This is a genomic window from Phytopseudomonas seleniipraecipitans, from assembly GCF_900102335.1.
GTDB lineage: Bacteria > Pseudomonadota > Gammaproteobacteria > Pseudomonadales > Pseudomonadaceae > Aquipseudomonas > Aquipseudomonas seleniipraecipitans.
This window is the reverse complement of sequence record NZ_FNBM01000010.1, coordinates 15,612-36,324: the sequence shown is the minus strand read 5'-3', so window position 1 is coordinate 36,324 and position 20,713 is coordinate 15,612. Positions and strand designations below refer to the sequence as shown.

Here is a 20,713-nt window from a genome sequence, read left to right as displayed (position 1 = left end):
ATGCCATTGCGCCCACTCGCTCTACTCAGCCTCGTCACCCTGCTGGCTGCCTGCGCCGGCGAGGCGCCAGCGCCTGTCGCGCCACCTGCCGCACCGGTGCCTAAACAACAGCCGGCCGCCACGCCTGCCCACCTGCGCGACCTTACCGGCACCCTGCTCGACGTTCCTGCGGGCGCCGATGTCGAACTGGCCCTGCTGACCATCAATGAACGCGGCCTGCCCAACAAACTGCTGGGCAATATCCAGCTACGCGGCACCGGTGCGCCGCTGCCGTTTCGCCTGCAATTCAACCCGGAAAATTTCGACCAAGGCATCCGCGTGGAGCTGCGTGGTCGTGTTCATCAGTCCGGCAAGCTGGTGCTGCACATGCCTAGCCAGCTGATCCGCGAGCCGCAGAGCCAGGCACTCGGCGAAGTCCGGGTCACGCCTGCGCTGTGACGCCACCGCAGCACCTGCAAGCTGCCCTGAGCGACTTGCTCGGTGATGCGCGGCTGAGCGCGACGACGCTACCGGGCACGGACCTGCGCTTGTGGCTGATCGATCCCGAGAACATGGATCGCTGCTTCAGCCCGGAGGAGACCCGGCGCATCCTTGAAGAGCCACCTTATTGGTGCTTCTGCTGGGCCAGCGGCCTGGTACTGGTCGATTGGTTGGCGCAGCACCCCGAATGGGTGCGCGGCAAGCACGTGCTGGATGTTGGCAGCGGCTCCGGCGTAGCTGCGATTGCCGCGGCACGTGCCGGCGCCGCCCAGGTGGTGGCCTGCGACCTCGACCCGCTGGCGCTGGCAGCTTGTCGGGCCAACGCCGAACTAAACGACGTGCAGCTGGACTACTCGGCCGACCTGTTCGCCGAACGCCGTGACTACGACCTGGCGATCGTTGCCGACGTGCTCTACGACCGCGCCAACCTGCCGCTCCTCGACCGCGTGCTGGAACATGCCCAACAGGTGCTGGTCGCCGACTCCCGTGTGCGTGATTTCAGCCATCCCGCGTACCGCCGCATCGCCGGCTTGCAGGGCTGCACCTGGCCCGACTTGGCCGAGCCGGAAACCTTTCGCCACGTCAGCCTCTATCATGCGGATCGCGGGACCTTGTAGCCGGCTACCCGCGCCCGCATTTATAGTCATACCCATTTTCGCGCGGACAGAGACCGACCATGAGCGACACCCCGTACATCTTCGATATCAATGGCGCCGTCCAGTTTGAACAACTGGTGGTCGAGAAATCCTTCACCCAGCCAGTGCTGGTGGACTTCTGGGCCGAGTGGTGCGCGCCCTGCAAAGCGCTGATGCCGTTGCTGGAGCAGATCACCGAGGGCTATCAGGGCGAGCTGCTGCTGGCCAAGGTCAATTGTGATATCGAGCAGGAAATCGTCGCACGCTTCGGCATCCGCAGCCTGCCGACCGTGGTGCTGTTCAAGGATGGCCAACCGGTGGACGGCTTTCAGGGCGCCCAGCCCGAGTCGGCGATTCGCGCCATGCTGCAGCCTCACGTTGCCGAACCTGCAGCGCCCGAGGCCGACCTGCTCGAGGTGGCCCAGCAGGCCTTTGCCGATGGCCGCATCGGCGAAGCGGAAGCGCTACTCAAGCAACTGCTCGGTGAGGACAACGAGAATGGCGCTGCGCTGATTCTGTATGCCCGCTGCATGGCCGAACGCGGCGAGCTGGGCGAAGCGCAACTGGTGCTCGACGCGGTCAAGGGCGATGAACACAAGCAGGCCATCGCCGGTGCGCGCGCGCAATTGACCTTCCTGCGCGAAGCCGCGGGCCTGCCGGACGCCGCCACGCTGAAAAGCCGCCTGGCACAAAATGCAGAGGATGATGAAGCTGCTTACCAGCTGGCCATTCAGCAACTGGCCCGCCAGCAGTACGAACCGGCGCTGGATGCGCTGCTCAAGCTGTTCGTGCGCAACCGCAACTACGCCGACGGGCTGCCACACAAGACGCTGCTGCAAGTCTTCGACCTACTCGGCAATGATCATCCGCTGGTGACCACTTACCGTCGCCGCGTCTATCAGGCGTTGTATTGAGCGACGCCGTCACCTGGCATCGAGCGCAGCGATAACCGGCCTATCACGCAGTTTGAGCGGAAGGTATCCGGGGTTCCCGGGTATCGCTGGGCCCAATACGAGCTGCGGGCCATACCGATCAGATAACGGTTTTGCTGCAGCAGAACTGCCTTCGCAAATGCAGCAAGCCGAGCGCTCGAAAGGTGTACAGCTTGGTGCGATGCGATGGCAGCCTATAGCCTGGGTTGAGCGCAGCGATACCCAGGTCATTCCCAGCGCTCAACGACTCCCAGCCATGCAGACTGCTTAACGCCAGAGGCTCAACTCAGGGCTGCTCTACCCAGCAATAAACCGGTGCATCCGGGCCAGTCTCCATGCGCACCTGATCGCAGTGCCGCAGGCGCACCAACAAACGCTTGCCCGCCAACTCACCGCCCGCCAGCGCCGCCAGCTGCGCCATTAACTGCGGGCCTTCGACACGCCCGGCGCGCCGCAACAGTTCGAGCACCGTCTGCCATTGCTTATCCTCATCGGGCTGGACCGCTGCCGGGGTAACCGTAGCCGCCGGCGTCTGCGGCACGGCAAGTATTGCGCCAGTCAGCTGCGCCCACTCTTGCGGGTCCAGCTCCACCGTCAGATCCACCGGCCAGTCGCCGATCCGCCCGCGAATACGCACCATCTCCACCTCCACGCTATCGATGGGCAATGCTCCCACGCCAGCGACTACAAACCAAGGTGCCCCTACCATGCCGGATAAAATTGTTATAACGTATCAACACCTTCTGTCCACCATCTGGAGCCGCTCCCATGCGTCGCTTACTGCTTGCCCTGCCCTTCGCTCTACTGCCCCTGGCCGTTGCTCACGCACATGACCACGATCACGACCATGAACACGGCAGCCTGGGCAAGCACGAACACGGTGTCGCCACGCTGAACGTCGCGCTGGAAGGCAATACGCTGGAAATCGAGCTGGAGAGCCCGGCCATGAACATCGTCGGTTTCGAGCATGCCGCCACCAGCGATGCCGACAAGAAAACCGTCGCCGCCGCTCGCGCCAAGCTGGAAAAACCGCTCGCGTTGTTCAGTCTGCCCGCTGCGGCCGGCTGCAGCCTGACGGAGCACGAACTCAGCAGTCCGTTGTTCGGCGACGCCGAGGATAAGCACGACCACGACCACGACCACGACCACGACGAACATGCTGACGGACATGATCATGACCACGAGCATAGCGATATCGATGCTGACTACAGCTTCACCTGCAAGCAACCAGATGCGTTGAAGACCGTCGACCTGACGGCCTTTTACAAGCAGTTCCCGGCAACCCAGAAGATCAACGTGCAGTTGATTGGCCCCAACGGCCAGAAGGGTGTCGAGTCGACACCTGCCAATGCTCGCCTGACGTTCTGATCGGACTGCGGGTGCCTCTCCAGAGGCATCCGCACGCCCTCGTTACTCCATTGCCCTGTTGACCAGCATTTTGTGCCCATGACTGGCACACTTGCGCCCGTCAGTCCCCAATCCCAGCAGCCCCTCATGACCTCAGCATTGATCGAACTCACCGACCTCGGCTTCGCCTGGCCCGGCCAGGATGAGCTTCTGGACATCCCCCATTTTCATCTGCAACGCGGCGAGACGCTGTTTCTCAAAGGGCCCAGTGGTAGCGGCAAGACCACGCTGCTCGGCCTGCTCGGCGGCGTGCAGAAACCCGGCCGCGGCACTATCCGACTGCTTGGCGAAGACCTCGCAGCGCTCTCGGCCGCGCGCCGTGATCGCTTTCGCGTTGACCACACCGGCTATATCTTTCAGCAATTCAACCTGCTGCCGTTTCTCAGCGTGCGCGCCAACGTCGAGCTGCCGTGCCGGTTCTCCAGCTTGCGCGCGCAACGTGCAGCGCAGCGCTATGGCAGCGTCGATCAGGCGGCGGCCAAACTGCTGGAGCACTTGGGTTTGCGCCCTGAATTGCTGGAACGCCGCGCCGATTCGCTGTCCATCGGCCAACAACAGCGCGTCGCCGCCGCCCGGGCCTTGATCGGTCAGCCAGAACTGGTGATCGCCGACGAACCCACCTCCGCGCTAGACGCCGATGCGCGCCAGGCGTTTCTCGAGCTGCTGTTTGGCGAATGCCGTGACGTCGGCGCCAGCCTGCTGTTCGTCAGCCACGACCAGAGCCTCGCCACCCTATTCGACCGCAGCCTCTCACTGGCCGACCTCAACCGCGCCAGCAAACCCCAGGAGGTCTGAAGTGTTCCTGTTACGACTCGCTCTGGCCAGCCTGGCCAACCGCCGTTTCACCGCGCTGCTCACCGTGTTCGCCATCGCCCTGTCGGTGTGCCTGCTGCTTGCCGTGGAACGGGTGCGCACCGAGGCACGCGCCAGTTTCGCCAATACCATCAGCGGTACCGACCTGATCGTCGGCGCCCGCTCCGGCAGCGTGAACCTGCTGCTGTATTCGGTGTTCCGTATCGGCAACGCCACCAATAACATCCGCTGGGACAGCTTCGAGAAGCTCGCCGCGCACCGCCAGGTCGCCTGGGCCATTCCGATTTCCCTGGGTGACTCGCACCGTGGCTACCGAGTAATGGGCACCGATGCTGGCTACTTCGACCACTACCACTACGGGCGCGGGCAATCCCTGCAGCTGGCTCAGGGCAAGAAATTCAACGACTTGTTCGAGGTGGTACTTGGCGCTGAAGTCGCTCAGGCGCTGAATTACAAGCTGGGCGACAAGCTGGTGCTGTCTCACGGCGTGGCGACCATCAGCCTGCAGCAGCACGATGACAAGCCGTTCGTGGTCAGCGGCATCCTCGCCCGCACCGGCACGCCGGTGGACCGCACGTTGCACATCTCGCTGGAGGGCATGGAAGCACTGCACGTCGACTGGCAGAACGGTGTACCCGCCCGCGGTGCCGGCAAGATCAGCGCCGACCAGGCTCGCGAGATGGATCTTCAGCCCAAAGCCATCACCGCAGTAATGCTCGGTTTGAAGAGCAAGATCGCCACCTTCGCGGTACAGCGCGAGGTCAATGAATACCGCGGCGAACCGCTGCTGGCGATACTTCCCGGCGTCGCCTTGCAGGAATTGTGGGGGCTGATGGGTACGGCGGAAAAAGCGCTGTTCGTGGTGTCATTGTTCGTGGTGCTGACCGGGCTGATCGGCATGCTCACAGCGATTCTCACCAGCCTCAACGAACGGCGCCGGGAAATGGCCATTCTCCGCTCGGTGGGTGCACGGCCGTGGCATGTCGCCAGCCTGCTGATCCTCGAAGCCTTTGCCCTGGCCGTGGCCGGCGTCGCTGCCGGTGTGGCGCTGCTGTATGGCGGCATCGCCAGCGCACAAAGCTATGTGCAGGCCAACTATGGCCTGTATCTGCCGCTGAGTGCGCCAACACCCTATGAGTGGACGCTACTCGGCGCTATTCTGGCGGCCGCCCTGCTGATGGGCTGTGTGCCTGCGTGGCGCGCTTATCGGCAGTCGCTGGCCGACGGCTTGTCGATCCGCCTCTGAACCAACGGAGCCGGGCGACGGCTGCCCGGCTCCGTTTACTCACCTAGAGGTAGCCTCATGTTCCGCGCTTTGCTCATCGCCTTTTCCATGGCCCTGGCGGCACCGTCGTGGGCAGCCGAGCTGCGCACCCTGCATTGGCAGGAGCTAATCCCCAAGGACGCGCCTCCACAGGCCGCGCAGATGACGCCGATGCATGACATGTCGCAACTGGGCGATGCACTTTCCGAAGGCGGCGCCGTCTCGCTGCAGCAGTTCCCATCGGCCCCAGTGGTCAAGGAAATGGACGGCCAGCAGGTGAAAATCCCCGGCTATATCGTGCCGCTGGACGTAACCGAAGAGGGTCGCGTGACCGAGTTCCTGCTGGTGCCGTACTTCGGCGCGTGCATTCACGTGCCGCCACCGCCGTCCAACCAGATCGTGCATGTGACTGCCGAACTGGGCGTGCTGCTCGACGCGCTGTACCAGCCGTTCTGGATCGAAGGGCCGATCAAGGTCGAACACAGCAGCAGCGAACTGGCCGAGGTGGGCTACCAAATGGCTGCGGACAAGATCTACCCTTATGAACTGCCCGACAGCTGAGCGCCGTGGCAAAAGGTCGCACGCCATAACCGGCAAGCATTGAGCTGAGTCAAGGGGCACATTTGCCAGCGCCCTACCCTGACGCCATCCGAGAGAAATCGAATGACCGTTAGGAGCTCACCATGCACAAGTCGCTGTTCTCTGCCTCGCTGATCGCCCTGGCGCTGGCTGCCCCGCTGGCGCAGGCACACCAGGCTGGAGATGTTCTCGTTCGCGCCGGCGCCATCACGGTCAATCCCAAGGCCGACAGTTCTACGGTCAAGGTAGACCGCGGCGGCCTGGCCGGCACCGACCTGGGTGGCAAGGCAACCATGAGCAGCGACACCCAGCTGGGTCTCAACTTCGCCTATATGCTCACCGACCATGTCGGCATCGAACTGCTCGCGGCCACGCCGTTCGAGCACGACGTGAAGATCAAAGGCACTGCCCTGGGCTCCGCCAACGGTAAGCTCGGCACCCTCAAGCACCTGCCGCCGACCCTCAGCGTGGTGTATTACCCACTGGACTCCAAATCAGCCTTCCAGCCCTACGTCGGCGGCGGCATCAACTACACCTGGATCTACGATGAGCACGTCGGCAGCCGCGCCAGCAGTGCAGGCTTCGATAACTTCCGCGCCAGCAACTCCTGGGGCCTGGCCTGGCAGATCGGCGCCGATTACATGCTCACCGACAACCTGTTGATCAACGCACAGGCACGCTATATCGACATCGATACCAACGCATACGTCGACCACCCAGGACTCGGCGTGCGCGCCAAGGTCGACGTGGATGTCGATCCATTCGTTTATATGGTTGGCCTGGGTTACAAGTTCTAAGGGGCGGCTTAGTGGCGAAAGCAGCCGCTAGCTATGTAGGGTGGATGACGCTCTTTTCATCCACCATTGCGATCGCAGAACGGTGGACGGATGAAGCGTCGTCCACCCTACAACAGGCCGCCTCTGCCTTATGGCGGCCAATCCGAGTAGAAACGCAAAAAGCCGGCAACGCCGGCTTTTTGCTGTCTGGCATTTAACGACTCAGCTGTTGAGCAATGCCGCCAATCCGTCGCGTAACGAGGTCTGTACCGGCAGCCGGTAGTGTTCGATTAACCGGCGATTGTCGGCGCGGGAATGGCGTATATCGCCTGGGCGCCCATCGAGATGGGTAACGGCTGGCAGGCCGCCGAGCAGCTCGCCGATCTGCGCCAGCAGCTGCTTCAGGCTCACCGCCTCGTTCCAGCCCACATTCACCGCGCCCGGCGCCACCTGCTGGGCATCCAGCGCCTGCAGCAACAGCTCCACCAGGTCGGCGACAAAGAAGAAATCGCGGGTCTGCTCGCCATCGCCAAATACGCTGATCGGCAAACCCTTCTGGGCACGCTGGGTGAAGATACTGATCACCCCGGAATACGGCGAGGACGGGTCCTGACGTGGCCCGAAGATGTTGAAGAAACGAAAAATCGCCGGTTCCAGCCCATGCTGGCGCCCATAGAACTGCAGATAGTGTTCGCTGGCCAGCTTATCTGCCGCGTAGGGCGTCAACGGCGACTTGGCAGTGTTTTCATCGATTGCCTGGCCCTCACCGTTATTGCCATACACCGCTGCGCTGGAGGCGAATACCACGCGACGCACCGCGTGCTCGCGCATGGCCTCGCAGAGATTGAGTGTACCGATGAAGTTGCTCTGGTGGGTGCTGACCGGATCATCCACCGAAGCCTGCACTGACGCCACGGCAGCCAGATGCACCACTGCGGCGCAGCCCGCGACAGCGCGGCTGATCAGGCCGGCGTCGGCGACATCGCCTTCGATGAAGGTCAGCCTGGGATTGTCCATTGGCAAATTGGCGAGTTTGCCCATCGACAGGTTGTCCAGCACACGCACGCTGTTGCCGCGCGCCAAGAGGGCATCGACCAGATTGGAGCCGATGAAGCCGGCACCGCCGGTTACCAGAATAGGTTGCTCAGACATGGCGATAATAGTGCTCCAGCAGGCTTGGCAAACCGGCGCGCCAGGCACGTGGTTTGACACCGAAGGTATGAAGGATTTTTTTACAGGACAACACGCCATGCTGCGGCTCTTCAGCGGCGTCTGCGCGGACGGCATGGGCCTGGCCGCATATTTCCTCGAGGAGGTTCTGACGCAGGTGCCGCGCCTCGCTCAGAATAGCCTGGCCGAGCGCCAATGAGGTAGTCGCCTCATGCCCACCGTAGTGATAGGTGCCCCACAACGGTGCCGCGCAATCGAGCTGCTTGAGAACGGCCAGGATCACCCGGGCGGCATCATCGACAGGCGTCGGATTACCACGCCGGTCATCAGCCAGATACAACGTCTCGCCACGCTCGGCACGCACCAGAAACCGCGCCAGTAAGCCGTCCGGGCTGTCGTCCAGCAGCCAGCCGAAACGCAGCAGTACATGCCGAGGGCACAGGGCACGAACGCTCTGCTCCATGCGTTCGAGCACTTGGCCGCGCAGGCCGAGCGGCTGCAGCTCATCCTTTTCGTTGTAGGCGGTCGCCCGAGCACCGTCGAATACGCGATAGCTCGACGGCTGCAGCAGACGGATATCGTGGTGCTGGCACAGTTCGGCCAGACGCTCCACGCCCCGCTCCTGGAAAGCGAAGCGCTCAGCGCTGACTTGCCCGGCCTGGAACCAATCGAAATAGTAGGCAAGGTTGATCACCGCGTCGGGGCGGGTATCGTCGATCAACTGGGTCAGGCTGGCGGCGTCCCAGCCTTGGGCCGGCGGACGAGGGGCGAGAAAGCCAATGTCCTCTTCAGCGCCAAGGCCGATAAGGGCTCGACCCAGCGTACTGCCACCACCTAGCAACAACAGGCGCATGCGCATAACGAAACGAAAGGCTCCACATTAAGGTTCAAGCGCGCACCGTATCATGGCGCGCCAGCTGCTAGCGTGTCGGCAGATCCCACAGGGTTCGGCCCAATGGCCTGCATTTTGCTGTTTTTACCCGGTGGCGTCACCAACCGTGCACAACCTTGACGCTCGCGAACCGCACCAGGGCACCTGATCAATCACAGGCATCCTGGGCACCCACAAGGCATACGACGGTCACAGTGGCAGACCAATCGACAGACACAGGATGGGAAATTTGCGAAAACTGATGTTCCTGACCTGCTGTGCGGTGCTCGCCTATGGCCTGTTCCGCCCCGAACCGCCGCCCGACCTGTTCGAATCGTCGGACAAATTCCTCCACCTGCTGGCCTTCGCCGGCCTGTCGTTGATCAGCCGCTTCGCCTTCCCCAGCGTGCCCGGCTGGCTGCTATGGAGCCTGTTGTACAGTCAGGCGCCGCTGCTGGAATGGCTGCAGCACACCCTTCAGCCAACCCGCGAGTTCAGCCAGCTGGATATACTCGCCAACCTGTGCGGCGTCAGTATCGCGCTGGTGCTGTGGACATTGCAGGGCCTGGTACGCAAACGCTTCTTCAGCCCGGCCTGAGCCTGTCCGGCAAGCAGAATGTAAAAGGCCCCGCATTGCGGGGCCTCTACTTCAGGTCGGACGATCAGAACGGGATGTCATCGTCGAAGCTGTCATAGTCCTGAGCCGGTTGCGGCTTTTGCTGCTGCTGTTGTTGCGGAGCGGACTGGCGCGGTGCCTGCTGCTCGCGCTGCGGTGCCGGGCGCGACTGACGCGGAGCGGAATCGCCACCGCCAGCATTGTCTGGGCGGCCGCCGAGCAGCTGCATGGTGCCCTGCATGTCGACGATGATTTCGGTGGTGTAACGCTTCACACCATCCTTTTCCCATTCGCGGGTCTGCAGTTTGCCCTCGATATAGACCTGAGAACCCTTGCGCAGGTATTCGCCAGCGATTTCGGCGACTTTGCCGAACATCGAAACACGGTGCCATTCAGTCTTTTCGACTTTCTGACCGGTCTGTTTGTCGGTCCACTGCTCACTGGTAGCCAGGCTCAGGTTGGTCACGGCATTGCCGCTGGGCAGATAGCGCGTTTCCGGATCCTGTCCGCAGGTACCGACCAGAATGACTTTGTTAACCCCACGGGCCATAACGCTCTCCTACTTTCAGCACGTCACCGGCGCCGCTTCGATCAAGCGCTGCAGCGACGTGCGATCCAATTGTTGGGTGTCTACTTTCACATAGATAGCGGCTTCTTCAACCACTACCACAGCATCTGCCACACCGGGCACTGCCTGAATTCGCTCGGCCAACCCTGCTTCCTGCAACGCTGCAGCGGATAGCGGCAAACGCAGGCTGGTCACATAGGGCGGCTCGCGCATAGTAACAGCAAAGGCCAGCCAACATACCGTCAGCAACGCACAGCCGCCGAACACGCCGGCCAGCCCATGGTGCTGATACAGCCAGCCGCCCATGATTCCGCCCAGAGCCGAGCCGAGGAACTGGCTGGTCGAATAAACGCCCATCGCCGTTCCTTTGCCACCCGCCGGCGCCACCTTGCTGACCAGCGACGGCAGCGAAGCCTCGAGCAGGTTGAAGGCGGTGAAAAACACCATGATACCGAACACCAGATTGGTGAGGCCGTGGCCGAATACCCAGAAGTACAGCTCACAACCAAGCAGCACGAGTACCGCACCTATCAGTACACGGCGCATCTGACGCTTCTTCTCACCGTAGATGATGAACGGCACCATGGCGAAAAACCCGGCCAGCAGCGCGGTGAGATAAACCCACCAGTGCTGCTCCTTGGGCAGCCCGCCCTGCTCCACCAGCGCCAGCGGCAAGGCGATGAAACTGGCCATCAGAATAGCGTGCAGAGCGAAGATGGCGAAGTCCAGGCGCAGCAGATCAGGATGCCTCAGTGTCGGCCATAGCGCCTGCCTGGCCACGCCGGACTCGCGATGCTGCAACGGCCCGGCGCTGGATGGCACCACACCGGCAACGATGAGCACGCCCAGCAACGCCATCGCTCCCGTCGCCAGGAACAGCCCGGACAGCCCGAACGCTCGGGTCAGCAGCGGCCCGACCACCATGGCGATGGCGAAGGACAGTCCGATGCTCATGCCGATCATGGCCATGGCCTTGGTGCGATGCTGTTCGCGGGTGAGGTCGGAAAGCAGCGCCATCACCGCTGCAGAAATCGCCCCGGCGCCTTGCAGCACACGGCCGGCGATAATGCCCCAGATAGAGTCCGCATTTGCCGCCAGCAGGCTGCCGGCGGCGAATATCACCAGACCAAAGTAAATCACTGGCCGCCGGCCGATACGATCGGACAAGACGCCGAAAGGAATTTGCAGCAAAGCCTGGGTCAGGCCATAGGCACCAATCGCCAGGCCTATCAGCGCAGGGGTTGAACCGGCGAGTTCCTGCCCATAGGTAGCCAATACAGGCAACACCATGAACATCCCCAGCATGCGAAATGCGAACACCAGCGCCAGCCCACCGGCTGCCCGAGTCTCCGCGCCACTCATGCGTTCGCTGTGCGAATCGCGCATCGTCGATAACCTGTTGAAACAAGCCGGCGATTCTACCAGTCGAAACCCTACTGGCACAGCAGCGGCGCTTTGCCGCACGGCTGTTGCCCCCCGTATACTCGGCGGTTTATCCGCCCGCCACGCGAGGCTGTTTTGGACAAGATTCTGATCCGGGGTGCACGCACCCACAATCTCAAGAACATCGACCTGACCCTGCCGCGCGACAAGCTGATCGTGATCACTGGCCTGTCCGGCTCGGGCAAGTCGTCCCTGGCGTTCGACACCCTGTATGCGGAAGGTCAGCGCCGCTACGTCGAATCGCTGTCGGCCTATGCGCGGCAATTCCTGTCGATGATGGAAAAGCCCGACGTCGACACCATCGAAGGACTGTCGCCGGCCATCTCCATCGAGCAGAAGTCGACCTCGCACAATCCGCGTTCGACGGTCGGCACCATCACCGAGATTTACGACTACCTGCGCCTGCTCTACGCACGCGCCGGCCAACCGCGTTGCCCGGATCACGACCTGCCGCTGGAGGCGCAGACCGTCAGCCAGATGGTCGATCAGGTGCTGGCCATGCCCGAGGGCGCCAAGCTGATGCTGCTGGCGCCGATCATCCGCGAGCGCAAAGGCGAGCACCTGGCGGTGTTCGACGAGTTGCGTGCGCAGGGCTTTGTAAGGGTGCGGGTCAACGGCAAGCTCTATGAACTCGATGAACTGCCGAAACTCGACAAGCAGAAGAAGCACAGCATCGATGCCGTGGTGGATCGCTTCAAAGCCCGTGGCGATTTGCAGCAGCGCCTGGCCGAATCGTTCGAAACCGCACTCAAGCTGGCTGACGGCCTGGCCTTGATCGCACCCATGGAAGGCGAGGAAGGCGAGGAAGTGATCTTCTCGGCGCGCTTTGCCTGCCCGGTCTGCGGCCACTCGATCAGCGAGCTGGAGCCCAAGCTGTTCTCTTTCAACAACCCGGCCGGCGCGTGCCCGACCTGTGACGGCCTGGGCGTGAAGCAGTTCTTCGACACCAAACGCCTGGTCAACGCCGAACTGACCCTGGCCGAAGGCGCGATTCGCGGCTGGGACAGGCGCAACGTCTATTACTTCCAGATGCTTGGCTCACTGGCTTCACACTACCGGTTCAGCCTGGACAAGCCCTTCGGCGAACTGGACAGCGAGCACCAGAAAGTCATTCTTGCCGGCAGCGGCTCGCATAACGTCGATTTCAAGTACCTCAATGACCGCGGCGATATCGTCAAACGCTCGCACCCGTTCGAGGGCATCGTGCCCAACCTCGAGCGACGCTACCGTGAAACCGAATCGACCAGCGTGCGCGAAGAGCTCGCCAAATTCCTCAGCACCCAGCCCTGCCCGGACTGCCGCGGTACGCGTCTGCGCCGCGAGGCTCGGCACGTGTGGGTTGGCGAGAAGACGCTACCAGCCGTCACCGGCATGCCGATTGGCTCCGCCAGCGAGTATTTCGGCGACCTGACGCTGGAAGGCCGGCGCGGTGAAATCGCCAGCAAGATCCTCAAGGAAATCTGCGAGCGCCTGCAGTTCCTGGTCAACGTCGGCCTCGACTACCTGACTCTGGATCGCAGCGCCGACACCCTGTCTGGCGGCGAGGCCCAGCGCATCCGCTTGGCCAGTCAGATCGGCGCCGGCCTGGTGGGCGTGATGTACATCCTCGACGAACCCTCCATCGGCCTCCACCAGCGTGACAACGAACGCTTGCTCGGCACCCTGCGCCACCTGCGCGACATCGGCAACACGGTGATCGTGGTCGAACACGATGAAGACGCCATCCGCATGGCCGACTACGTGGTCGACATCGGCCCAGGCGCCGGTGTGCATGGTGGCCAGATCGTCGCCGAGGGCACCGCCGAGGAAGTCATGGCTCACCCCGACTCGGTGACCGGCAAATACCTATCCGGCCGCGTGAAGATCGCCGTGCCTGCCAAGCGTACGCCGCGCGACAAAAAGCTCTCGCTGAAGATCAAGGGCGCCCGCGGCAACAACCTGCAGAACGTCAATCTGGACATTCCCATCGGCTTGCTGACCTGCGTGACCGGCGTCTCTGGCTCGGGCAAGTCGACGCTGATCAACAACACCCTGTTCCCGCTCAGCGCTACGGCGCTGAACGGCGCCACCACGTTGGAGGCGGCAGCGCACGACAGCATCGACGGCCTGCAGCATCTCGATAAAGTGGTGGATATCGACCAAAGCCCGATCGGCCGTACGCCGCGCTCCAATCCGGCAACCTACACCGGGTTGTTCACGCCGATTCGCGAGCTGTTCGCTGGTGTGCCGGAATCCCGCTCACGCGGTTACGGCCCGGGCCGCTTCTCGTTCAACGTCAAGGGCGGCCGCTGCGAAGCCTGCCAGGGCGACGGCCTGATCAAGGTGGAGATGCACTTCCTGCCCGACATCTACGTGCCGTGCGACGTGTGCAAGAGCAAGCGCTACAACCGCGAAACGCTGGAGATCAAATACAAGGGCAAGAGCATTCACGAAGTGCTGGAGATGACCATCGAGGACGCTCGCGCGTTCTTCGATGCCGTGCCAGCGCTGGCGCGCAAGCTACAAACGCTGATGGACGTCGGCCTTTCCTACATAAAGCTCGGACAGTCGGCGACCACGCTGTCCGGTGGCGAGGCGCAGCGGGTCAAGCTGTCGCGTGAGCTCAGCAAGCGCGATACCGGCAAGACCCTGTATATCCTCGATGAGCCGACCACTGGCCTGCACTTCGCGGATATCCAGCAGTTGCTCGACGTGCTGCATCGCCTGCGCGATCACGGCAACACTGTGGTGGTGATCGAGCACAATCTGGACGTGATCAAGACCGCCGACTGGCTGGTTGACCTGGGCCCGGAAGGCGGCTCCAAAGGCGGCCAGATCATCGCCGTGGGCACCCCGGAAGAAGTCGCCGAGATGCCGCAATCGCATACCGGGCACTTCCTCAAGCCGCTGCTGGAACGTGATCGGGCCTGAGTACCGGCTCGCTAACGAAAAAAGCCCCGCATGTGCGGGGCTTTTTCTTGGCTGCGATTTACATCTGGCTCTGCAGGTACTTCTCCAGGCCCAGCTTGGCAATTAGCTGTAGCTGGATCTCCAGCCAGTAGGCATGGTCTTCCTCGGTATCCTTGAGTTGCAGCAGCAGGATATCGCGGCTCTGGTAATCCTGGTGGCGCTCGCACAGTTCGATGCCTTTGCTGAGCGCGGCACGCACCTGGTACTCCAGGGCGAGATCCAGCTTCAAGGCATCCGGTACGGTCTGACCGAACGTAAAGGCGTCGGGCACCATGTCCGGCACACCTTCCAGGAAGATGATGCGCTTGAGCAATGCGTCCGCGTGCTGCGTCTCTTCCTCCATCTCGTGGTTGATGCGCTCGTACAGTTTGGTGAAACCCCAGTCCTCGTAAAGCCGCGAGTGAATGAAGTACTGATCGCGCGCCGCCAGCTCACCCTTGAGCAGCACTTTCAGATAATCGATAACTTCGATGTGGCCTTTCATGACTAGAAACCTTTGCTGCACCCGATGGAATGGACGAATGCTCCGCTCCACACCCGCTACGGTCAAGTAAAAAGCACAACGCCCCCATTCAGGGGGCGCTGCGTGTATCGAGTCGAAAGACCGGGCGCGAGGGCCCGGCTAGCCGTCAGGCCAGATCGAAACGGTCGAGGTTCATCACCTTGGTCCAGGCCGCCACGAAGTCCTCTATGAAGCGTGCATCGGCACTGGCATAGACCTCCGCCTGGGCGCGCAGGATGGCGTTGGAGCCGAATACCAGGTCGACCCGCGTGCCCGTCCATTTGACCTCACCGCTATTGCGGTCACGGCCTTCATAGAGGTTGCTGTCGCCAGGCACCGCCTTCCACGTCGTGCCCATGTCCAGAAGGTTGACGAAGAAGTCGTTGCTCAGCGCACCCGGCCGGTCGGTGAACACCCCGTGGTCAGCACCACCCACGTTGATATTGATGGCACGCAGGCCACCGATCAGCACGGTCAACTCAGGCGCGGTCAGGGTCAGCAGCTGCGCCTTGTCGATCAGCAACGCCTCGGCCGGTACGCTATAGCGGCCCTTGAGGTAGTTGCGGAAACCGTCAGCGATCGGCTCGAGCACCGCGAAGGAGTCGACATCGGTCTGCTCCTGTGACGCATCGGCCCGCCCTGCCGAGAACGGTACACTTACCGCGTGACCCGCCTTGCTGGCGGCCTGTTCGATACCGGCACTGCCGGCCAACACGATCAGATCAGCCAGGCTCACCTGCTTGCCGCCAGTGGCAGTGCGGTTGAACTCGCCACGGATGCCTTCGAGTGTCGCCAGAACCCGAGCCAACTGCTCGGGCTGGTTGGCCGCCCAGTCCTTTTGTGGCGCCAGGCGCAGACGGGCGCCATTGGCGCCGCCGCGCTTGTCGGAGCCCCGGAAGGTGGATGCCGAAGCCCAGGCCGTGCCGACCATTTCGGACACCGACAGCCCGGAGGCCAACACGCGAGCCTTGAGCGCAGCGACATCCGCCTCATCGATCAACGGGTGGTGGACTGCCGGCACGGGGTCTTGCCAGAGCAGGTCTTCCTTTGGTACTTCCGGCCCCAGATAGCGCGATTTCGGACCGAGATCGCGGTGGGTCAGCTTGAACCAGGCGCGGGCGAATGCTTCGGCGAATGCCTGGGGATTTTCCAGGAAGCGCCGGGAGATCTTCTCGTACGCGGGGTCGACGCGTAGCGACAGGTCGGTGGTCAGCATGGTCGGCAGACGCTTCTTCGATGGGTCATGCGCATCGGGAATGATCGCCTCGGCGCCCTTGGCCACCCACTGGTGAGCGCCTGCGGGGCTTTTGGTCAGCTCCCACTCGAATCCGAACAGGTTCTCGAAGAAGTTGTTGCTCCACTGCGCAGGCGTGGTCGTCCAGGTGACTTCCAGGCCGCTGGTGATGGCATCGCCGGCCTTGCCGCTGCCGAACGAGCTGCCCCAGCCCAACCCCTGCTCCTCGAGGCCGGCTGCCTCGGGTTCGGCGCCAACGTGATCCGCCGGCCCGGCACCATGGGTCTTGCCAAAGGTGTGGCCGCCGGCGATCAGCGCCACGGTCTCTTCATCGTTCATGGCCATCCGCGCGAACGTCTCGCGAATATCATGGGCTGCCGCGAGCGGATCAGGGTTGCCCTCTGGACCTTCCGGGTTCACGTAGATCAGGCCCATCTGCACGGCAGCTAACGGATTTTCCAGGTTGCGGCCCTGGCTGTCGGTACGGTCCTGCTCCTGGCCATGCATGTCTTCGTCGGCCACCAAAACGCCCTGATCGTCATTACGACCGGCAGCGCCCTTGCCGTAGCGGTTATCACCGCCCAACCATGTTTTCTCGGTACCCCAGTAAACGTCCTGATCCGGTTCCCAAGTGTCCTCACGCCCGCCTGCGAAACCGAAGGTTCGGAAGCCCATGGTTTCCAGGGCAACGTTGCCGGTGAGCACCAGGAGGTCGGCCCAGGAAATCTTCTGGCCATACTTCTGCTTGATCGGCCATAGCAGGCGGCGGGACTTGTCGATATTGACGTTGTCCGGCCAGCTGTTGAGCGGAGCAAAACGCTGCTGGCCACGCCCGGCGCCGCCGCGCCCATCACCGGTACGGTAGGTACCGGCGGCGTGCCACGACATACGGATGAATTGCGGTCCATAGTGGCCGAAGTCAGCTGGCCACCAATCTTGCGAGTCGGTCATCAACGCACGCAGATCTTTCTTCAACGCCTCGTAATCCAGCGACTGAAAGGCCTCGGCATAATTGAAAGTCTCGCCCAGCGGATTGGACTTGGAGGAATGCTGATGCAGCAGGTCGACACGTAGCTGGTTAGGCCACCAGTCACGGTTACCGGTGCCGCCGCCCGCGGTGTGCTTCCGCGTGGTTTCGGAAGTGCCTCCCGAAAACGGGCACTTACCTTCGGTCTTGTCACTCATCGTCTATCTCCTTACCAAGCTGATCGTTCCCGGCTGAGCGGGATTGGCGTTGAGTATTGACGAGCACAAGCGAAGCGACAAATGAATAACAACTTACAAGGCGATAGTTTTTCACTAAACAGCAGGCATAAAAAAACCGGGCCTAAGCCCGGTTCTCTTTGCAACGATGCCTTACTCGGCAGCTTCCACTGCGCCGCCGACCGGACGGTCAACCAGCTCAACATAAGCCATCGGGGCATTATCGCCAGCGCGGAAACCGCACTTGAGGATACGCAGGTAACCGCCCTGACGGGTGGCATAGCGCTTGCCCAGATCGTTGAACAGCTTGCCAACGATGGCTTTCGAACGGGTACGGTCGAAAGCCAGACGGCGGTTAGCAACGCTGTCTTCTTTGGCCAGGGTAATCAGCGGCTCGGCAACGCGACGCAGTTCCTTGGCTTTCGGCAGAGTAGTTTTGATCAGCTCATGCTCGAACAGCGATACCGCCATGTTTTGAAACATGGCCTTGCGGTGAGCGCTGGTGCGGCTGAGGTGACGGCCACTTTTACGATGACGCATGGTTCAATTCCTTACCAAACTTCACGTTCGGTGATGATGACGATCAGGCAGTCGCCTTATCGTCTTTCTTCAGACTTGCCGGCGGCCAGTTGTCGAGGCGCATACCGAGGGACAGACCGCGGGAAGCCAGAACATCCTTGATTTCAGTCAGGGATTTCTTGCCCAGGTTCGGCGTTTTCAACAGCTCTACTTCGGTGCGCTGAATCAGGTCACCGATGTAGTAGATGTTTTCTGCCTTGAGGCAGTTGGCCGAACGAACGGTCAGTTCCAGGTCATCAACCGGACGAAGCAGGATCGGATCGATCTCGTCTTCCTGTTCGATAACAACGGGCTCGCTGTCGCCTTTGAGGTCGACGAATGCAGCCAACTGCTGTTGCAGGATGGTTGCAGCACGACGGATAGCCTCTTCAGGATCCAGGGTACCGTTGGTTTCGAGGTCGATAACCAACTTGTCCAGGTTAGTACGCTGCTCGACGCGAGCGTTTTCCACCACGTACGACACGCGACGCACCGGGCTGAAGGTAGAGTCGAGCTGCAAGCGACCAATGCTGCGGCTCTCGTCTTCATCACTCTGGCGCGAATCAGCTGGCTCATAGCCGCGACCACGAGCTACTACGAGCTTCATGTTCAGCGCGCCATTGGAGGCCAGGTTGGCGATAACGTGGTCGCCGTTGACGATTTCAACATCATGATCCAGCTGAATATCGGCAGCGGTTACGACGCCAGAGCCCTTCTTCGCCAGAGTCAGTGTAACTTCGTCTCGACCGTGCAGCTTGATTGCCAGACCTTTAAGGTTGAGCAGGATTTCAATTACGTCTTCCTGAACACCTTCGATGGCGCTGTACTCATGGAGTACACCGTCAATCTCGGCCTCGACTACTGCACAGCCAGGCATGGAGGACAACAGGATGCGGCGCAGCGCGTTGCCCAGGGTATGGCCGAAACCACGCTCGAGAGGCTCGAGAGTGATCTTGGCGCGGGTCGGACTGACCACCTGCACATCGATATGGCGGGGGGTCAGGAACTCATTTACCGAAATCTGCATGGATGCACCTATTTTCTAGCCCTTACTTGGAGTAGAGCTCGACAATCAGGCTTTCGTTGATGTCAGCGGAGAGATCACCACGAGCCGGGACGCTTTTGAACACGCCAGACTTTTTCTCGGTGTCTACATCTACCCACTCAACACGGCCACGCTGAGCACACAGCTCAAGAGCCTGAACGATGCGCAGCTGATTCTTCGACTTCTCGCGTACTGCAACCACGTCACCAGCTTTAACCTGGTAGGACGGTACGTTTACAGTTTTGCCGTTTACGCTGATCGCTTTGTGCGAAACCAGCTGACGGGATTCAGCGCGGGTAGCGCCGTAGCCCATACGGTAAACAACGTTATCCAGACGGCATTCGAGCAGTTGCAGCAGGTTCTCACCAGTAGCGCCTTTCTTGCCGGCAGCTTCTTTGTAATAACCGCTGAATTGACGTTCGAGTACGCCGTAGATACGACGAACTTTTTGCTTCTCACGCAGCTGGGTGCCGTAGTCGGACTGACGGCCACGGCGCTGGCCGTGAATACCTGGGGCTGCTTCGAGGTTGCACTTCGATTCCAGGGCGCGAACGCCGCTTTTCAGGAAAAGATCTGTGCCTTCACGACGAGACAGTTTGCACTTGGGACCAATGTAACGAGCCATTTCTCACTGTCTCCTGATTACACGCGACGCTTCTTCGAAGGACGGCACCCGTTATGCGGGATGGGCGTCACATCGGTGATGCTGGCGATCTTGTAACCGCAACCGTTAAGAGCACGGACTGCGGACTCACGACCCGGACCTGGGCCCTTGACGTTGACGTCGAGGTTCTTCAGGCCGTATTCCAGCGCAGCTTGACCAGCACGCTCAGCAGCCACCTGGGCAGCGAACGGGGTGGACTTGCGAGAACCGCGGAAACCCGAACCACCGGAGGTAGCCCAAGACAGGGCGTTACCTTGACGGTCGGTGATGGTCACGATGGTGTTGTTGAAAGAAGCGTGGATGTGGGCGATGCCATCAACCACCGTCTTTTTGACTTTCTTACGAGTACGAGCAGCAGGTTTTGCCATGACTAAATTCCTGTCGATTCGCGAACGCGATTACTTGCGGATCGGCTTACGCGGACCCTTACGGGTGCGGGCGTTGGTCTTGGTACGCTGACCGCGAACCGGGAGACCGCGACGATGACGCAGGCCGCGGTAGCAGCCCAGATCCATCAAGCGCTTGATTTTCATGTTCACTTCACGGCGCAGATCACCTTCGGTGTTTACCTTGGCGACTTCACCACGCAGCTGCTCGATCTGCTCGTCAGAGAGATCCTTGATCTTCGCTGCCGGATTTACACCGGTAGCTGCACAGATTTTCTGTGCGGTGGTGCGACCAACACCAAAGATGTAGGTCAACGAGATAACAGTGTGCTTGTTATCCGGAATGTTAACGCCTGCAATACGGGCCATTCAGTGGAACTCCAATTGACAGCTACCTACGCCCCGGAAGCCAAGAAATGGGGCGCGAGATATTATCGCTGTAGAAACAAATAATCAACCCGGCAGCGCACTAGCTGCCGGGCTTATAGCTTCGATCACATTCAGCCTTGGCGCTGTTTGTGACGCGGTTCCGCGCTGCAAATCACTCGCACTACACCTTCACGGCGAATAATTTTGCAGTTACGGCACAGCTTTTTCACCGATGCACGAACTTTCATC

General features: G+C 61.4%; 23 protein-coding genes. 10 read left to right on the top strand and 13 right to left on the bottom strand.

The window, feature by feature from the left end:
* Genes BLS60_RS18535 through trxA form a run of 3 tightly spaced genes read left to right on the top strand, consistent with a single transcriptional unit; the run spans position 1 to position 2,029 of the window.
* A complete protein-coding gene (locus BLS60_RS18535) occupies positions 1-438 on the top strand; it encodes a YbaY family lipoprotein (RefSeq protein WP_070882636.1) in 438 nt (145 codons plus the stop codon).
* On the top strand, positions 435-1,097 hold the full coding sequence (locus tag BLS60_RS18530) for a class I SAM-dependent methyltransferase (RefSeq protein ID WP_092370989.1): 663 nt from the start codon (positions 435-437) through the stop codon (positions 1,095-1,097). Before BLS60_RS18535 ends, BLS60_RS18530 begins: the two co-directional genes overlap by 4 nt.
* Positions 1,098-1,156: 59 nt before the next feature.
* On the top strand, positions 1,157-2,029 hold the full coding sequence (gene trxA, locus BLS60_RS18525; RefSeq protein ID WP_092370987.1) for a thioredoxin: 873 nt from the start codon (positions 1,157-1,159) through the stop codon (positions 2,027-2,029).
* Between the two features lie 304 nt (positions 2,030-2,333).
* Here trxA and BLS60_RS18520 read toward each other — a convergent pair whose 3' ends face one another.
* Positions 2,334-2,687, bottom strand: coding sequence for a hypothetical protein (locus tag BLS60_RS18520; protein ID WP_092370984.1), 354 nt, complete (start codon positions 2,685-2,687; stop codon positions 2,334-2,336).
* Between the two features lie 128 nt (positions 2,688-2,815).
* Here BLS60_RS18520 and BLS60_RS18515 point away from each other — a divergent pair, with 128 nt between their 5' ends.
* The 5 genes from BLS60_RS18515 to BLS60_RS18495 all read left to right on the top strand — a co-directional run bounded on the left by BLS60_RS18515 (position 2,816) and on the right by BLS60_RS18495 (position 6,907).
* Complete coding sequence (locus tag BLS60_RS18515) at positions 2,816-3,415, top strand: DUF2796 domain-containing protein (protein WP_092370981.1); 600 nt, start codon at positions 2,816-2,818, stop codon at positions 3,413-3,415.
* 126 nt (positions 3,416-3,541) lie between these two features.
* On the top strand, positions 3,542-4,249 hold the full coding sequence (locus BLS60_RS18510) for an ABC transporter ATP-binding protein (RefSeq protein WP_092370978.1): 708 nt from the start codon (positions 3,542-3,544) through the stop codon (positions 4,247-4,249).
* 1 nt (position 4,250) lies between these two features.
* Positions 4,251-5,513 (top strand): ABC transporter permease, encoded by a 1,263-nt coding sequence (locus BLS60_RS18505; protein WP_070882630.1) that lies wholly within the window; start codon positions 4,251-4,253, stop codon positions 5,511-5,513.
* 57 nt (positions 5,514-5,570) lie between these two features.
* Positions 5,571-6,092, top strand: a complete 522-nt coding sequence (locus tag BLS60_RS18500; RefSeq protein ID WP_070882629.1) for a DUF3299 domain-containing protein — start codon at positions 5,571-5,573, stop codon at positions 6,090-6,092.
* Positions 6,093-6,214: 122 nt separating this feature from the next.
* The gene (locus tag BLS60_RS18495) at positions 6,215-6,907 is read left to right on the top strand and encodes an OmpW/AlkL family protein (RefSeq protein WP_092370975.1); all 693 of its coding nucleotides are present in this window, start codon (positions 6,215-6,217) and stop codon (positions 6,905-6,907) included.
* A 201-nt stretch (positions 6,908-7,108) separates the two neighbouring features.
* Here BLS60_RS18495 and BLS60_RS18490 read toward each other — a convergent pair whose 3' ends face one another.
* On the bottom strand, positions 7,109-8,038 hold the full coding sequence (locus tag BLS60_RS18490; RefSeq protein WP_092370972.1) for an NAD-dependent epimerase/dehydratase family protein: 930 nt from the start codon (positions 8,036-8,038) through the stop codon (positions 7,109-7,111).
* The gene (locus BLS60_RS18485; protein ID WP_070882626.1) at positions 8,031-8,915 is read right to left on the bottom strand and encodes a sugar nucleotide-binding protein; all 885 of its coding nucleotides are present in this window, start codon (positions 8,913-8,915) and stop codon (positions 8,031-8,033) included. The genes BLS60_RS18490 and BLS60_RS18485 overlap by 8 nt, the downstream gene beginning before the upstream one ends.
* 262 nt (positions 8,916-9,177) lie before the next feature.
* Here BLS60_RS18485 and BLS60_RS18480 point away from each other — a divergent pair, with 262 nt between their 5' ends.
* Positions 9,178-9,525: a VanZ family protein gene (locus BLS60_RS18480; protein WP_143024626.1), complete on the top strand. Its 348-nt coding sequence runs from the start codon at positions 9,178-9,180 to the stop codon at positions 9,523-9,525.
* Between the two features lie 64 nt (positions 9,526-9,589).
* On the opposite strand, the gene BLS60_RS18475 is transcribed toward BLS60_RS18480, so the two are convergent.
* Both BLS60_RS18475 and BLS60_RS18470 read right to left on the bottom strand, forming a co-directional pair.
* Positions 9,590-10,093, bottom strand: a complete 504-nt coding sequence (locus BLS60_RS18475) for a single-stranded DNA-binding protein (RefSeq protein WP_070882624.1) — start codon at positions 10,091-10,093, stop codon at positions 9,590-9,592.
* 15 nt (positions 10,094-10,108) lie between these two features.
* Entirely contained in the window at positions 10,109-11,497 is a 1,389-nt protein-coding gene (locus BLS60_RS18470; protein WP_092370966.1) for an MFS transporter, read from the bottom strand.
* Between the two features lie 132 nt (positions 11,498-11,629).
* Here BLS60_RS18470 and uvrA point away from each other — a divergent pair, with 132 nt between their 5' ends.
* Entirely contained in the window at positions 11,630-14,464 is a 2,835-nt protein-coding gene (gene uvrA, locus BLS60_RS18465) for an excinuclease ABC subunit UvrA (RefSeq protein ID WP_070882622.1), read from the top strand.
* Between the two features lie 58 nt (positions 14,465-14,522).
* Here the strand turns inward: uvrA and bfr are convergent, their stop codons facing one another.
* The 8 genes from bfr to rpmJ form a co-directional block, all read right to left on the bottom strand.
* Complete coding sequence (gene bfr / locus BLS60_RS18460) at positions 14,523-14,987, bottom strand: bacterioferritin (protein WP_092370963.1); 465 nt, start codon at positions 14,985-14,987, stop codon at positions 14,523-14,525.
* Between the two features lie 145 nt (positions 14,988-15,132).
* Complete coding sequence (gene katG, locus BLS60_RS18455; protein ID WP_092370960.1) at positions 15,133-17,424, bottom strand: catalase/peroxidase HPI; 2,292 nt, start codon at positions 17,422-17,424, stop codon at positions 15,133-15,135.
* 171 nt (positions 17,425-17,595) lie between these two features.
* Positions 17,596-17,982 carry a 50S ribosomal protein L17 gene (gene rplQ, locus BLS60_RS18450; protein ID WP_042552930.1) on the bottom strand — a complete coding sequence of 129 codons (387 nt, stop codon included), beginning with the start codon at positions 17,980-17,982 and terminating at the stop codon, positions 17,596-17,598.
* 43 nt (positions 17,983-18,025) lie between these two features.
* On the bottom strand, positions 18,026-19,027 hold the full coding sequence (locus BLS60_RS18445) for a DNA-directed RNA polymerase subunit alpha (RefSeq protein ID WP_092370957.1): 1,002 nt from the start codon (positions 19,025-19,027) through the stop codon (positions 18,026-18,028).
* 22 nt (positions 19,028-19,049) lie between these two features.
* Positions 19,050-19,670: a 30S ribosomal protein S4 gene (gene rpsD, locus BLS60_RS18440; RefSeq protein ID WP_070882618.1), complete on the bottom strand. Its 621-nt coding sequence runs from the start codon at positions 19,668-19,670 to the stop codon at positions 19,050-19,052.
* Between the two features lie 17 nt (positions 19,671-19,687).
* Complete coding sequence (gene rpsK, locus BLS60_RS18435; protein WP_013789773.1) at positions 19,688-20,077, bottom strand: 30S ribosomal protein S11; 390 nt, start codon at positions 20,075-20,077, stop codon at positions 19,688-19,690.
* A 30-nt stretch (positions 20,078-20,107) separates the two neighbouring features.
* On the bottom strand, positions 20,108-20,464 hold the full coding sequence (rpsM, locus tag BLS60_RS18430; protein ID WP_010487012.1) for a 30S ribosomal protein S13: 357 nt from the start codon (positions 20,462-20,464) through the stop codon (positions 20,108-20,110).
* A gap of 131 nt (positions 20,465-20,595) precedes the next feature.
* Entirely contained in the window at positions 20,596-20,712 is a 117-nt protein-coding gene (rpmJ, locus tag BLS60_RS18425; protein ID WP_002555468.1) for a 50S ribosomal protein L36, read from the bottom strand.
* Position 20,713: the final 1 nt, after the last annotated feature.